We start from the raw sequence: 13569 nt of genomic DNA, 5'->3' as shown, positions 1-13569 counted from the left end.
CTCGGCGAGATCTTTACTGCCATCGGCGTCGACCGAGACGTTGCCGCACGCAAGGCGCTGGCCTACTTTCAAGGCACTCGGGAGCAGGCCGCCTTCAATGAGCTGGCCCGGCACTATACCGTCGACCGCAACCTCGGCTATCACGATTACAAACTCGTCGAAGCGATGCTCGAGAACGCCCGCCATCTCGAAGCGCCGTGGCAAGCCAGGTATCTTGCCGTCAGCGTCTATGATCTGAATGGGCCGGGGACGCCGCGAAACGCGGTCGTGGTGCGCGCTCGGGGGTTGCTGCGGTCGTGAGCAGACGTTCGAGCAGCTATGGGCGACTAAAGTCGCCCCTACATCCGGGTCGTGCCTTTCCCGGAAATCACCCGAGGTCGACCGAATATCTCAAACGACCGTGGCTGCAGCACGGGCGTCCGAAAAACCCGATACCCGAGACCCGATCCGGAGGAGGCCCCGCCCATGTGCGGACGCTACGCCTTGCACAGTCCGGCCGATGCCATCGCCGACCTCTTCGGCGCCACACTCGAAATCGAGGACCTCGCCCCGCGCTACAACGCAGCTCCGATGCAATGGCTGCCGGTGATCCGGCAGCGTCCGAGCGGGGAGCGGGTCCTCCACAGCCTGCGCTGGGGCCTGCTGCCGAGTTGGGCCAAAGACGAGACGATCGCCGCCCGACTCATCAACGCCCGCGCCGAGACGGTGGCCGAAAAGCCGGCCTTTCGAGCCGCCTATCGTGCGCGGCGCTGCATTGTTCCCGCCGACGGTTTCTACGAGTGGGCCAAGCGCCCGGACGGCAAGCAGCCCTACTTCATCCATGCCCCGGACGGCGCCATCCTGGCCTTCGCCGGTCTCTGGGAGCGCTGGATCCGACCCGCGGACGCAGAGGTGATCGACAGCTTCACGATCGTGACGACCGAGGCCAATCCCCGAATCCAACCGCTGCACGACCGGATGCCGGTGATTCTGGCGCCCGAGGTCGTGGACGCCTGGCTCGATCGCGCAACCGACCCGGCTCGGCTCTCGGAGCTGCTCATGCCTTGTCCGGCGGAGCGGCTTACGATACACCCGGTCTCTCGGGCGGTGGGAAATGTCCGCAACGAGGGACCCGAGCTGATCGCGGCGTTGGCCGATGCCGATGCGAACCCCGCAGCTTGAACCGGAACGACCATCCCGTAGGTGCGAATTGATTCGCACAGCGCAAGCGGTGGCGTCGCCGAGCGCCTCGCAGGCGAAACCGGTGTGTGTGCGAATAAATTCGCACCTACGGCCCTTTCGGTCCTTCCGGGCATGCGCAGTCGGGACGATGATTCCCGGAAATCATCCTACCGTGTGACAACGTGGGAGAGGGCCTTCGGGACGAAGTCGAAGTAGGGTGTGGCTACCGCATCGCCGGGTGCCGCCGCGACGGGCGCCGGCTCGCCGGCCGCTCCCAGCGATCGCACGAACCGATAGATCGCAACCAGGTCCGCGTCCGTCATCGCGCTCAGGTTGAACCAAGGCATCGGCGGACGCTTCGGCTCCCGCGCCCGCACCAGCCATTCGGCCTCGGTCAGCTCGTTGAGCAGCAGCCGCAGATTGGTCGGGTAGGTCGTGCCCCAGGGGCCTTGGAATCCGACCGCGCTGCCGGTGAGCCATTGCTCGGTCGGGACCTCACCGTTGCCCTGCATGTAGCCCTCGGTGTGGCAGTCGTTGCAGCCGCTCACCTTGACCAGGTAGCGGCCGCGTTCGATGACCCGGGTCGGGTCGTTCAGGTCCGACATGGCCGAGTCGGTGAACGAACTCGCGACGGGCTCGACGAGCGGAGGCGTCGAATCGGCGAATGGCTCGGCGTTGATGCCCCAAGGGTCGGCCGTGACCGAGAGGGGAGTCAGGACGAGGATGGACAGGGCGATGCTGCGAGCGTTCATCGGGATCACCTCCAACGGTGAATGGCGGGGAATAGGGACAATTGGAAGGCTAGTCCCCAGCCCCGCGGCGCGTTGCTAAGTCTTCGCTAACGGATTGCTAAAAGTTCCTTAACCCGCGGATGCTCGCGGATCCGGCCGGGGTTCGGGAGATCGCCCGGAGACGGGCTGCGAGGCAGGCGCTGGCAAGTCGTCGCCAAGCTTGTAGAATCCCGGCATATCCGCCGCGTTTGGTGACCGGCCCATGTCGATGCCCCAGATGGTGACCGCTCCGTTGTCGTCCGACTGCCCGCTGCTCGATCAAGCCCGGGTCGTGTTCTTGCTCGGCCCGGTTTCCATCAGTGTGGCGTCACACGATGCCGTCGGTGTGCCGTCCCTTGCCCGCGCCTTTGGTTGCCGTGTCGCCGAGGATCGTCGGGAGGTCGTGGTGCTCGTGCCGACGCGGACGGCCGAATCCCTGTTGCGCGACCTGGCTGCAGGCGCACCCGTCGCGGTGGTGTTCAGTCGCCCCAAGACCCACGAGACACTGCAGCTCAAGGCCCCGGAGGCGCGTCTCGAACCGCTCGGACCGACCGATCGTCAGCGCATGCGCGCGAGCGGCAGCGCCCTTGCAGCCGAGCTCATCGCCTTGGGGTATTCGGCGGCCTTCTCCCATGCGCTGGTGGCTCCGAGCAGAGAGGACGCGGTGGCCGTGGCCTTCTCCCCGACCCTGCTCTTCGACCAAACCCCCGGGCCGCGGGCCGGCTGGCGCCTGGAGCCGCGGCCATGACGGTGCCGCTGGGCGCACTGCGGGCCTGCTTCGAAGGTGCCGTGCCGGCGACCATTGCCACCTGCGCCGCGGACGGCACGCCCAATGTCGCCAAGCTGTCGCAGGTTCATTTCGTCGACGATCGGCACGTCGCCCTGTCCTATCAGTTTTTCAACAAGACTCGCGAGAACCTGCTGCATCGGCGCCGGGCGACGGTGGAGGTGATCGACCCCTCGAGTGCCGCCCTCTACCACCTGCACCTCGAGTATCTGTGCACCGAGACCGAGGGCCCGCTGTTCGAGTACATGAAGGCGCGGCTCGCCGCCATCGCCTCCCACACCGGGATGAGCAAGGTGTTCCGCCTGCTCGGTGCGGACCTGTTTCGGGTGCTGCGCGTCGAGGCCATGCCCGGCGATGCGCTCCTGCAGCCGTCGCCGCCGGCAGATCTGCTGGCCGGACTGCGTGCCTGTGTCGTCGCCCTGGCCCGCTGCACCGACTTGGCCCAACTGCTCGAGGTCACGCTGGCGGGCCTGGCGCAGCACTGGGATGTCCACCATGCGATGTTGCTGATGCTGGATCCGGATCAGCGGCGTCTCTATACCGTCGCCAGCCGCGGTTACCCGGAGTCGGGCGTCGGCTCCGAGGTGCGCGTCGGCGAGGGCATCGTCGGCGTCGCCGCCGGGGCCCGAACCCCGATTCGTATCGGCTACGTGGTCCAGGAATACCGCTACAGCCAGGCGACCCGCCGGCACTTCGCCGACAGCGCCGACGGCGGTGTGCTGGAGACCGAGATCCCGTTCCCCGGTCTCGCGGATGCCGGCAGCCAGTTGGCCGTGCCCCTGCTCAACGGCGACCGGCTGCTCGGTGTGCTCTACGTCGAGAGCCCCGTCGAGGAACGCTTCACCTATCAGGACGAGGACGCCTTCGTGGTCCTCGCGTCCCATCTGGCGCTCTCCATCGACGGGCTCGCGCGGGCCGCGGACCTAGCCTTCGAGCTACACCCCGTGTGTTTCCCGGCGTCCGTCGGGCCCCATGTGCCCGCAACCCTGCCCGCAGCTCGATCGACAGCCGCTTCCGGCGTCGAGACATCGGGCGGGCCGATCCAGATTCGGCACTTCCCGCACGACCACAGTCTGTTCGTCGACAATGAATATCTGATCAAGGGCGTGGCCGGGGCGATTTGCTGGAAGCTCCTGCGCGAGCACGCCGAGTCGGGACGCGCGGACTTCACGAATCGCGAGCTGCGTCTGGATGCGTCGCTGCGGCTGCCCGAGGTCACCGACAACCTGGACGCGCGCCTGATCCTGCTGCAGCGAAGGCTCGCGGAGCGCTGCCCGTTGCTGGCCATCGAGAAGACCGGCCGCGGGCGTTTTCGCCTGGTCGTGAGCCGGCCGCTGCAGCTTGTCGAAGTGTCCGCTTAAACCGCGCCCGGCGTTGTATGCGAGGTTTGTGGATGGGATCGGCTCCGGCAGACTTGACGAACGTTGGAGTCTGCGCGGTTTAAGATTTTAAAAAATATATTGTTTTAAACCGCGTCTCTGCTAAGCATCGTGGATGCAGCAGTCGTTGAGCTCACTCGAGGTTGAGCATCTCGCACTGGACGCGGTTTAGGCGGCGGCGCCGGACGGGAGAAGCGATCGCCGGGTCGCCTGCCGCGCGTGCCCCGATCCTTCGGGTGTTTCGTTCCATGCGGCTAAATTTCAGGTCCCCTCGGTATATCATCCCGCCGAAGCCAAACCGGGAGCACACGCATGACCAGGATCGGAACACCCGGCGCCGCAGGCGCGACCCGCATGATGTTGCTCGGCTCGGGCGAGCTCGGCAAGGAGGTCGCGATCGAGGCGCAGCGCCTCGGGGTGGAGGTGATCGCCGTGGATCGCTATCCGGGCGCGCCGGCGATGCAGGTCGCGCATCGCAGCCATGTCGTCAACATGCTGGATGCCGACGCCCTGGCTGCGCTGGTGGCGGAAGAGGATCCAGCACTGATCGTCCCCGAGATCGAGGCGATCGCCACGGCGACCTTGTTGGAGCTCGAAGCCGCGGGCCGTCATGTCGTGCCCACGGCGCGCGCCGCGCATCTGACGATGAACCGCGAGGGCATCCGCCGGCTGGCCGCCGAAGAGTTGGGCCTGCCGACCTCGCCCTATCGTTTTGCCGATGACGAGGCCGGCTACCGTGCCGCCGTCGAGGCGATCGGTCTGCCCTGCGTGGTCAAGCCGGTGATGAGCTCCTCGGGCAAGGGTCAGAGCACCGTGCGCAGCCCGGAGCAGGTGCAGGCCACCTGGGATTACTCGCAGCAGGGCGGGCGTACCGGATCGGGCCGGGTGATTGTGGAGGGCTTCGTCGCCTTCGACTACGAGATCACCTTGCTGACCCTGCGTCACGGGGGCCGGACCAGCTTCTGCGCGCCGATCGGCCATCTGCAGATCGACGGCGACTACCGCGAATCGTGGCAGCCGCATCCGATGACGGCCGGCGCGCTGGCGCGTGCGCAGGAGATCGCCGGCGCCGTGACCGATGCGCTCGGCGGCACCGGAATCTTCGGCGTGGAGTTGTTCGTGCGCGGCGACGAGGTTTGGTTCAGCGAGGTCTCGCCCCGTCCCCACGATACCGGTTTGGTGACGCTGATATCGCAGGATCTCTCCGAGTTCGCACTGCATGTGCGCGCCATCCTGGGTCTGCCGGTGCCGCACATCAGGCAGCTCGGGCCTTCGGCATCGGTGGCGCTCTTGGCGGAGGGTCGCTCGCGGGATCTGCGCTTCGGCGGTCTGGATCGCGCGCTCGCGGAGCCGGACACCGCCCTGCGTCTGTTCGGCAAGCCGGAGGTCGACGGCAAGCGTCGCGTGGGTGTCGCGCTGGCGCGCGGTGAGACGCTGGATGAGGCTCGGGAGAAGGCTAGGCGAGTTGCGGAGGCGGTCGAGATCGAGCTGGCTTGAGAGGGTAGGGATTACCGTGCCGGATCGCCGTTCGCAGTCGCGCGGAGGACTGCGAACGGGATCCGCCGCACCGGCTTTTACGCTTGGTCGTGGTAACCCAGGATGCGCTCGACCTCGTTCTTCGAGCCCAGGATGACCGGGACCCGTTGATGCAATGACTCGGGCTGTAGATCCATGATGCGCTCGGTGCCCGTGATGGACCCGCCGCCTGCCTGCTCCACGATGAAGGACATGGGGTTGGCCTCGTAGAGCAGACGCAGCTTCCCGCCGAGACCCTTGGACTTCATCTTGCTGTCCATCGGATACATGAAGACGCCGCCGCGCGTGAGGATGCGGTGCACCTCGGCGACCATGGAGGCGATCCAGCGCATGTTGAAGTCCTCGCCGCGCGGGCCTTCCTTCCCGTCTAGGCATTCCTGGACATAGCGTTTCACCGCCGGCTCCCAGAAGCGCATGTTGGATGCGTTGATCGCGAATTCGCGCGTGTAGGCCGGGATCGTCATGTTCGGGTGTGTGAGGATGAACTCGCCGATGTTCTGATCCAGGGTGAAGCCGTTCACGCCCTTGCCGGTGGTCAGCACCATCATGGTGGAAGGACCGTAAAGCGCGTAGCCGGCGGCGACCTGTTGGGTGCCGGCTTGGAGGAAGTCACGCTCGCTCGGCGCGCCGTCGCCGCCCTGAATGCGCAGGATCGAGAAGATGGTGCCGACCGAGACGTTCACGTCGATGTTCGAGGAGCCGTCGAGCGGGTCGAAGGTCAGCAGATATTTGCCGCGCGGATACTTGGCCGGGATGTCGTAGATGGTGTCCATCTCCTCGGAGGCCATGGCCGCGAGGTGACCCGCCCACTCGTTGGACTTGATGAAGACCTCGTTGGTGAGGATGTCGAGCTTCTTCTGGGTCTCGCCCTGGATGTTCTCGCTCTCTGCGCTCCCGAGTACCCCGACGAGGGCACCCTGGTTCACCATGTTGCTGATGACCTTGCAGGCCGTGACGATGTCGTTGAGCAGGGACGTGAAATCGCCCGTGGCGCCGGCCACGTGACGCTGCTCCTCGATGATGAACTGGGTGATGGTCGTGCCGTTGTGCATGGATGTCCTCTGGGTTTTGTGCTCGTCGAGCGCTTTTAAGCAATCGGCAGTATAGGGTTTTCGGGGCCTGCCATAAACCCGGCGCAGGGGTGCGAAAAGGCGGGTCTGGACAATCAGCGCTCGGGCCGTTGCGCCCGGAGTTGCGCGAGCGCCTCTTCGGCCTCCTTGCGCGCCTGAATCTCTTGTTCCAGACGCTGCTCGAGCGCGATGCGTGCTTGGGTCTCGGCCTCGGCGCGTCGGGCCTCCGCCTCGGCTCGTTGAGCTTCCGCCTCGGCACGTTCCTCGGCCTCGCGCCAGCCCGGCAGAACGAATGCGGCGTAGACCGGGTCGCGACGCATCTCCTCGAGCGAAGGCTGCGCGATCAGATCATCCAGCCGGAACTGAAGACCGGGCAGGACGCGGGAGTAGATCACGCCCTCATCGGGTGCAATGGGGACGTAGACACCCGCCGTGGTCAGTGTGTAAAAGGCCTGACACTCGGGTTCGCGGTGCAGAATGATGTATTCCTTGACACCGCCTGCGGCATATTCGGCCTTCTTGGTCACCGTGTCGCGCACGACACCTGCGGGCTTTCTCTCGGACAGCGCCTCCACACAGAGATCGAAGACGCCGTGATAGGAGGCGTCGAAATACAACAGCGGCTGTGGGTTGTCGTTGCGCACGACGCCGAAGTCCGGCTTGCGGATCACCGTCCCGGTCGGCAGCGGCAGCCTGAACCCCATCTCCAGTGCGACCATCTTGGCGATCGGCCGGGCGCGCAGGAAGTATTGCAGGAGCAGCGTGAACCAGGCATAGACCAGATAGGTGCCGTAATCGGACACGGGTTTCTCCTCCAGGCGACCGTTGTTCCATTCGTAATGGATGTCCGATTCGAAGTAGTAGTCGCGCCAGTACTCCTCCTCCGTGACGAAGCGACCCGCCTGCGAGACGGGTTGAACGCCGTCTGTGGCATCTGTCTGTGGGTGCTGCTCGGCTTGAGCGGCTGCGCGCGTGGACATGGCGACATCGACCTCCGTTAAACTGCGTCCAGAGTGAAATGCGTCATTTTCGTGTTGTATCGGGCTCAAGAATTTTTCCGATCTTTGTGGTGACGCGGTTTGAAGTTTAATATTTTTTTGAATCCTTTAAACCGCGCCAGCTCCGACAGTTGTAGGAGCTAGCGCGGTGAAGCCCATCCAACAAACGACGCATACCGCACCGGGCGCGGTTTAAAGCGATCATCTTCGATTGTCCAATAGGTTAGCAGTTTTCGAGTCCGGCGCGCCTGCATCGACATCAACCGAACCGGCGGGGTTGCAGGATCCGGATGTCCGGGTGATGATCGTCGTTCAATGCATCCCGTGCCGTATCCGGCGCATCCCATCAGCCAACCCCCTCGAGCGAAATCGACAGCGTGCCTCTTTCGGATCCACTGACCCACGCTGCCCGTGACGAGACGCTCGTCGAGACGGCGCCGTCCGAGGCTCAACCCGTTACGCGTCTGAAGGCCCGCCTGCTCAAGGGCTATCGGGGACGGATCGCCGGCGAGTCGACTCAGGCCGCGCGTCCCGCGCGCTGGCGCGATCTCCCGGACGATCTCGCACCCTCGCTGGCCGAGGCGCTGCGGGCCGACGGTCGCGCGCAGCTCTACAGCCATCAACGCGAGGCCTGGGATCTGGCCCGCACCAGGCGGCACTTCGTGGTCGCTACGCCGACCGCCTCAGGCAAGACACTCTGCTACAACCTGCCGGTGCTCGATGCGGTGCTCTCGCAGGGCCGCAAGGCGCTCTATCTCTTCCCGACCAAGGCACTGGCCCAAGACCAGGCGGCCGAGCTGATGGCGCTGAGCCGTGCCATCCAGGCGGCCGGCGGACCGGGCGTGAAGGCCTTCACCTTCGACGGCGACACGCCCGGCGATGCCCGCAAGGCGGTGCGCACGCGCGGCGACATCGTGCTGAGCAATCCGGACATGCTGCATCAGGCGATCCTGCCGCATCACACCAAATGGGCGCAGTTCTTCGAGGGGCTGGCCTTCATCGTCGTGGACGAGCTGCACACCTATCGGGGTGTGTTCGGCTCGCATGTCGCCAACGTCTTTCGGCGGTTGCTCCGGGTCTGTCGCTTCTATGGCGTTGAGCCGACCTTCATCTTCGCCTCCGCCACCATCGCCAATCCCGCCGAGCTGGCCGAGCGTCTCTGCGGCGGGCCGGTCGCGGCCATCACCGAGTCGGGCGCGCCGCAGGGCGAGCGTCATCTTCTGCTGTGGAACCCGCCGGTCATCAACCCGGATCTCGGCATCCGTGCATCGGCCCGCTCCCAGACGACGCGGATCGCGCGCACGGCGGCCAAGCTGGGCCTCAAGAGCATCGTCTTTGCGCGCTCGCGCCTGATGGTCGAGGTCATCACCAAATATCTGAAGGATGTCTTCGATCGTGATCCGCGCAAGCCGGCCCGCGTCCTCGCCTATCGGGGCGGTTATCTGCCGAGCGAGCGCCGCCGCGCCGAGCAGACCATGCGTGCCGGTGCCGTGGATCTGGTGGTCAGCACCTCGGCGCTGGAGCTCGGGGTCGACATCGGCGCCTTGGATGTCGCCATCCTGAACGGCTATCCGGGGACGGTGGCCGCGACCTGGCAGCGTCTGGGGCGGGCCGGGCGGCGGCTCAAGCCCAGTCTGGGCGTGATGGTCGCGACCAGCGACGCGCTCGACCAGTACATGATGCGCCATCCCGAGTTCTTCTTCGGCGCATCGCCCGAGCATGCGCGCATCCATCCGGATCAGCTCTTGATCCTCATGGACCATGTGCGCTGCGCCGCCTTCGAGCTGCCGTTTCGCGACGGCGAGTCCTTCGGCGCCGAGGATCTCGGCGAGATGCTGAGCTATCTACGCGACGAGGGTGTCCTGCAGCATCAGGGCGACCGCTGGTTCTGGGTCGCCGACAGCTATCCCGCCAACGCCGTCTCCCTGCGCTCGGTCGCCGAGGGCAACTTCGTGGTGATCGACACCACCGGCGGTGCCCAAACGGTCATCGCCGAGGTCGACTACAGCAGCGCCCCGGGCACGCTTTACGAAGGTGCCATCTACATGATCCAGTCCCAGCCCTACCAGGTGGAGCGTCTGGACTGGACCGGCCGCAAGGCGTTCGTCACCCGCACCCGCGCCGACTACTACACCGACGCCATCGACTACACCCGGCTCAAGATCCTCGCTCGGTTCGACGGCCGTGCCCGAGGCCAGGGCGCGACGGCGCAAGGCGAGGTCCACCTGGTCCGGCGCTATCCCGGCTACAAGAAGATCCGCTACTACAGCCACGACAACATCGGTTACGGCAACATCGACCTGCCGGATCAGGAGATGCACACCACCGCGGTCTGGTGGCAGGTCGAGCCGAGCGCGCTCGAGACCGCGCTGCCGGACCGCCAGCAGGCGATCGACGGCTTTCTCGGCGCCGCCTACGCGCTGCACCATGTCGCCGCATTGCGGTCGATGGCCGAGATCCACGACCTCGGCCGCTCGGTCGGAGACGGGCAGGGGACCTGGTTCGCCATCGTGGGTGCCGAGGGTCGGGGTCAGATGCGCGGACCGGACAACGCGCCCCTCGACCCCATGTCCGGCCAGCGCTTCGAGCCGACGCTCTTTCTCTACGATAACTATCCGGGCGGCGTCGGGCTCTCCGCACCGCTCTATGACGATGCCCCGCTCCTGGTGGGCGATGCACGCGATCTGGTCGCAAGCTGTGGCTGCACCGCCGGCTGTCCCGCCTGTGTCGGGCCGGTCTTGCGCGGCGACGAAGACCTTGCCGTCACGCCGCGTCAAGCCGCCTTGAAGGTGCTGGATCTCTTGAGCGGGGCAGGGGGATGAGCGTTTCGGTCGCTCGGGTGACGCCGCGCGCACCCGACCTCTCCGCCGTCGCGGAATGATCGCCCGGAATGACACTCAAAGACCGCCTTCAACGCTTGCGCGGAGCGGGTCCTGGCCCGGATGGACAGGGCAGCGTCCCGTCGTCGCCGACCGACCGACCCTCGCTGGCCGAGCGGATTCGTCGGGTCTCGGTCGGGCAGGCCAGGGCCGGTGGCGCGAGTGAACCGGGGGCCGACCGTTTGGCCGAGGCGGTCGGCGCGGTCGAGATCGCGCCCGGCGTGCTCTGTCTGGAGCGGCGGATCCCCGCGCGAGAGCGGCACGGTCAGGTCTCGATCGGACCCTTCGATGGTGCCATGTGGGAGGCCTCGATCGATCCGGGCTGGGTGAGTCCGGCGTCGCGCCTCGAGCCCGAGCTCGAACGAGGGCGGTCGGTTCCGGCAGCCGCCGCCCCGGTCTGTCTGGACACCGAGACCAGCGGCCTGGCCGGCGGTACGGGGACCTGGGCCTTTATGACCGGTCTGCTGCGCGCACAAGCCGACGGATGGACCCTGCGCCAATACCTCCTGACACGACTCGACGCCGAGCCGGCTTATCTTGAAGCCATCGCCGCCGAACTCAGTGGCGCCGGGCTTCTCGTCAGCTACAACGGCCTGTCTTTCGACATCCCGCTGCTCGCGACACGCTTTCGCCTGTCCGGCCAAGCCGATCCGCTTCCGGCGCTGCCGCATCTGGACCTGCTGAAGCCGGTGCGCCGCGCCTACGGTCGCATCTGGCCCGACTGCCGTCTGGCCAGCGTCGAGCAGCGCCTCTTGGGGTTCAAGCGTAAAGACGATCTGCCGGGCTCCGAGGCGCCCGCGGCCTGGCTGGCCTGGTTGCGCGCGGGTGAGGTGACCCCGTTGGTCGGCGTGCTGCGTCACAACCGCTGGGACCTGCTCTCCCTTGCGGCCTTGATCCCGCGTCTGAGCGAGGTCTTCGCAGATCCGGGTGCGTTCGATGCGGATGTCCGAGCGGTCGCCGCCTATCATCAGGCGCAAGGTCGATCCGATCGGGCATTCGAGCTGCTCCGGTCCGAGCGTCGTCGGTTGGAGCCGGCTGGCCTGCTGGATCTGGCGCGTCTGTATCGTCGACGCGGCGACTGGGATTCCGCCCGCGCGATCTGGGAGCCGCTCGCCGTGCAAGGCGACGCGGAGGCGCGCACGGAGCTTGCGAAGTATCACGAGCACCGCACCCGCGATCTGCGCCGCGCCCTCGCGATCGCCCATGAGCTTCCGCCGGGACCCCTGAAAGAGCGGCGCTGCGCACGACTGAACGCGAAGCTCGACGCACGCGACGGCGGGTCATCCGCGTTGATGGACGCCTTGGCCGCAACCCTCGACGGGTCCATCTCATTCGACCGGCCACCCGAACCTTGAAGGGGCTCCTGACACCAAGAGGCTTGTGACACCGCTCTGCGTGTCACGCATGCCCCGTGGCGCTCTGCGACGCTACCGCCCGGGATGTGCGAATAAATTCGCACCTACAGGCTGGTCGTTCCTTCTCGGAAAATCACCGTAGCCGATCGGAGCCGTCGGGAGGGTCAGCTCAGCGACGCTGGGTCTCGCCATGAAGATCATCCATATCGCAGTCGAGCGCGCGTGCCAGGCGCGCCAGCAAATCGGCGGAGGGGTTCGCCTTGCCGTTTTCCACCATCGAGAGCATTTGCCGGGTCGTGCCGGAGGTTTCGGCCAAGGATTGGAGCGTCAGTCCGCGGTACTCGCGCCAGACCTTGAGCGGTGCCTCCCCCGCCAGCAGCCGGTCGATGAACGCCGCCGGGAATGTCTCCTCGCTCATAGCCGCCTTTGCATCCGCAATATCTTGGAGCGTTTCCAGCCGCTCCAGCAATGTCTCCCATTCATCGATGGGCAACACGGCCAAGGCCGGAACACCGTTCAGCTCGATAATCTGTACATTCATGGATAGACATCTCCGCGTGGTCCGATCTTGACGGCCAATAAGATCAGCTCGCCACTTCGCAGGTCGCAGATCGCGCGCCAGTCGCCGACTCGCAGGCGCCACAGATCCGACCCCGCGAGCGGCTTCCAGTCGCCGCGGTAAGCGCTTGGGTTCATCGCGATGGCGTCAAGCTCGGCTCGAAGCCGCGTGGCAATCCCGGACGGCATCTTACGCAAGACCTTTTGGGATTGCTTGCTGAAACGCAACGTGAACATGAGTGCATGTTAAAAGGATTGCCGGCGCCTGTAAAGTAACGCTTAACATGCAGGGTGGCGTCTAAGCCGAGAGGAGCAACCGGCACATGAGATAGCACCCCAATCCCAAGGACACGGTTTTATGCATTTCGGTCCGTCCCAAGCTCCCGGGACAGCTCTAGTGCAACGGTTCAGAAATTCCGACAACGACAACGAACGGTCCAGACACATCTGCCGTGCTGCACGAGGCGCTCGAACGGTCTCGGGATTATTTCCATGCCCTTTACGCCGAGCACGAAGCGCTGATCGATATCCGCACGCTCGAAGTCATTGGTGGACGATTGCCCAAGCGGGCCCTCGCCCTGACAATCGAGTGGGCCGTCGAGCACCGCGAAGAATTGATGGAGGATTGGAAACTATGCCAATTGAAGCAGCTTCCGAAACGGATCGCGCCATTGGAGTGACTCCAGCCGCTCCTTGGCGCGTGAAGGGGTTGTCGATATTGCCCGACTACCGCCTCGCGGTGACCTTCCAAGACGGCACCAGCGGCGTCGCCGATCTCTCGGCGGTCACCTCGGCTCATGACCGCGGCATTTACGAACCGCTCAAAGATCCGAGCTATTTCAAACAAGCGCGTCTTGAAATGGGTGTTGTCACCTGGCCGAACGGCGCGGATCTCGACCCGGCTTGGATGTATGAGGAGCTGGTACAGTTTAAAACGTGGTCTGTGATGCGCCAGGACAAACTGGCAAGAGGTAGTCGATGAAAGTTCGATACGAAATAGAAATGGCGATTCGTTTCGGCCCCGAGTCATGGGGGATATGCCGTGAGGCGTAGCTCCAAGCGTTGACAGGGGAAAC

Annotated in this window: 14 protein-coding genes; 9 read left to right on the top strand and 5 right to left on the bottom strand. The window is 65.5% G+C overall.

Annotated features, from left to right (window positions below; all coding sequences use genetic code 11):
• Together VLR48_RS09720 and VLR48_RS09715 are read left to right on the top strand one after the other, a co-directional pair.
• On the top strand, window positions 1–300 hold a 300-nt coding region (locus VLR48_RS09720), incomplete at its 5' end, for a hypothetical protein (RefSeq protein WP_325291593.1).
• Window positions 301–465: 165 nt separating this feature from the next.
• Window positions 466–1161, top strand: coding sequence for an SOS response-associated peptidase (locus VLR48_RS09715; RefSeq protein ID WP_325291592.1), 696 nt, complete (start codon window positions 466–468; stop codon window positions 1159–1161).
• A gap of 167 nt (window positions 1162–1328) precedes the next feature.
• On the opposite strand, the gene VLR48_RS09710 is transcribed toward VLR48_RS09715, so the two are convergent.
• Window positions 1329–1913 (bottom strand): hypothetical protein, encoded by a 585-nt coding sequence (locus VLR48_RS09710; protein WP_325291591.1) that lies wholly within the window; start codon window positions 1911–1913, stop codon window positions 1329–1331.
• Between the two features lie 241 nt (window positions 1914–2154).
• Here VLR48_RS09710 and VLR48_RS09705 point away from each other — a divergent pair, with 241 nt between their 5' ends.
• The 3 genes from VLR48_RS09705 to purT all read left to right on the top strand — a co-directional run bounded on the left by VLR48_RS09705 (window position 2155) and on the right by purT (window position 5594).
• Window positions 2155–2679 carry a hypothetical protein gene (locus VLR48_RS09705; protein WP_325291590.1) on the top strand — a complete coding sequence of 175 codons (525 nt, stop codon included), beginning with the start codon at window positions 2155–2157 and terminating at the stop codon, window positions 2677–2679.
• A complete protein-coding gene (locus VLR48_RS09700) occupies window positions 2676–4079 on the top strand; it encodes a GAF domain-containing protein (protein ID WP_325291589.1) in 1404 nt (467 codons plus the stop codon). The genes VLR48_RS09705 and VLR48_RS09700 overlap by 4 nt, the downstream gene beginning before the upstream one ends.
• A 330-nt stretch (window positions 4080–4409) precedes the next feature.
• Window positions 4410–5594, top strand: a complete 1185-nt coding sequence (gene purT, locus VLR48_RS09695) for a formate-dependent phosphoribosylglycinamide formyltransferase (RefSeq protein ID WP_325291588.1) — start codon at window positions 4410–4412, stop codon at window positions 5592–5594.
• A 77-nt stretch (window positions 5595–5671) separates the two neighbouring features.
• On the opposite strand, the gene VLR48_RS09690 is transcribed toward purT, so the two are convergent.
• Both VLR48_RS09690 and VLR48_RS09685 read right to left on the bottom strand, forming a co-directional pair.
• Window positions 5672–6685, bottom strand: a complete 1014-nt coding sequence (locus VLR48_RS09690) for a class 1 fructose-bisphosphatase (RefSeq protein WP_325291587.1) — start codon at window positions 6683–6685, stop codon at window positions 5672–5674.
• 113 nt (window positions 6686–6798) lie between these two features.
• Window positions 6799–7683 (bottom strand): Uma2 family endonuclease, encoded by an 885-nt coding sequence (locus VLR48_RS09685; RefSeq protein ID WP_325291586.1) that lies wholly within the window; start codon window positions 7681–7683, stop codon window positions 6799–6801.
• 413 nt (window positions 7684–8096) lie between these two features.
• Between VLR48_RS09685 and VLR48_RS09680 the strand changes: the two genes are divergently transcribed.
• Both VLR48_RS09680 and VLR48_RS09675 read left to right on the top strand, forming a co-directional pair.
• Window positions 8097–10523 (top strand): DEAD/DEAH box helicase, encoded by a 2427-nt coding sequence (locus VLR48_RS09680; RefSeq protein WP_414718599.1) that lies wholly within the window; start codon window positions 8097–8099, stop codon window positions 10521–10523.
• A gap of 68 nt (window positions 10524–10591) precedes the next feature.
• Entirely contained in the window at window positions 10592–11935 is a 1344-nt protein-coding gene (locus VLR48_RS09675) for a ribonuclease H-like domain-containing protein (RefSeq protein ID WP_325291584.1), read from the top strand.
• Between the two features lie 169 nt (window positions 11936–12104).
• Here VLR48_RS09675 and VLR48_RS09670 read toward each other — a convergent pair whose 3' ends face one another.
• Window positions 12105–12476: a helix-turn-helix transcriptional regulator gene (locus VLR48_RS09670; protein WP_325291583.1), complete on the bottom strand. Its 372-nt coding sequence runs from the start codon at window positions 12474–12476 to the stop codon at window positions 12105–12107.
• Window positions 12473–12730, bottom strand: a complete 258-nt coding sequence (locus VLR48_RS20255) for a type II toxin-antitoxin system RelE family toxin (protein ID WP_414718598.1) — start codon at window positions 12728–12730, stop codon at window positions 12473–12475. Before VLR48_RS20255 ends, VLR48_RS09670 begins: the two co-directional genes overlap by 4 nt.
• Before the next feature lie 215 nt (window positions 12731–12945).
• On the opposite strand from VLR48_RS20255, the gene VLR48_RS09665 reads away from it, so the two are divergent.
• Window positions 12946–13173, top strand: coding sequence for a DUF4160 domain-containing protein (locus VLR48_RS09665; protein ID WP_325291582.1), 228 nt, complete (start codon window positions 12946–12948; stop codon window positions 13171–13173).
• Entirely contained in the window at window positions 13128–13475 is a 348-nt protein-coding gene (locus VLR48_RS09660; protein ID WP_325291581.1) for a DUF2442 domain-containing protein, read from the top strand. The genes VLR48_RS09665 and VLR48_RS09660 overlap by 46 nt, the downstream gene beginning before the upstream one ends.
• Window positions 13476–13569: the final 94 nt, after the last annotated feature.

The organism is Thiocapsa sp., assembly GCF_035467215.1.
GTDB lineage: Bacteria > Pseudomonadota > Gammaproteobacteria > Chromatiales > Chromatiaceae > Thiocapsa.
This window is presented reverse-complemented; position numbering and strand designations above follow the sequence as displayed.

Coding starts and splice junctions, on each gene's coding strand:
- VLR48_RS09705 (WP_325291590.1), top strand. CDS start 2,155: ATGTCGATGCCCCAGATGGTGACCGCTCCGTTGTCGTCCGACTGCCCG.
- VLR48_RS09690 (WP_325291587.1), bottom strand. CDS start 6,685: ATGCACAACGGCACGACCATCACCCAGTTCATCATCGAGGAGCAGCGT.
- VLR48_RS09710 (WP_325291591.1), bottom strand. CDS start 1,913: ATGAACGCTCGCAGCATCGCCCTGTCCATCCTCGTCCTGACTCCCCTC.
- VLR48_RS09660 (WP_325291581.1), top strand. CDS start 13,128: ATGCCAATTGAAGCAGCTTCCGAAACGGATCGCGCCATTGGAGTGACT.
- VLR48_RS20255 (WP_414718598.1), bottom strand. CDS start 12,730: ATGTTCACGTTGCGTTTCAGCAAGCAATCCCAAAAGGTCTTGCGTAAG.
- VLR48_RS09700 (WP_325291589.1), top strand. CDS start 2,676: ATGACGGTGCCGCTGGGCGCACTGCGGGCCTGCTTCGAAGGTGCCGTG.
- VLR48_RS09685 (WP_325291586.1), bottom strand. CDS start 7,683: ATGTCCACGCGCGCAGCCGCTCAAGCCGAGCAGCACCCACAGACAGAT.
- VLR48_RS09715 (WP_325291592.1), top strand. CDS start 466: ATGTGCGGACGCTACGCCTTGCACAGTCCGGCCGATGCCATCGCCGAC.
- VLR48_RS09670 (WP_325291583.1), bottom strand. CDS start 12,476: ATGAATGTACAGATTATCGAGCTGAACGGTGTTCCGGCCTTGGCCGTG.
- purT (WP_325291588.1), top strand. CDS start 4,410: ATGACCAGGATCGGAACACCCGGCGCCGCAGGCGCGACCCGCATGATG.
- VLR48_RS09675 (WP_325291584.1), top strand. CDS start 10,592: ATGACACTCAAAGACCGCCTTCAACGCTTGCGCGGAGCGGGTCCTGGC.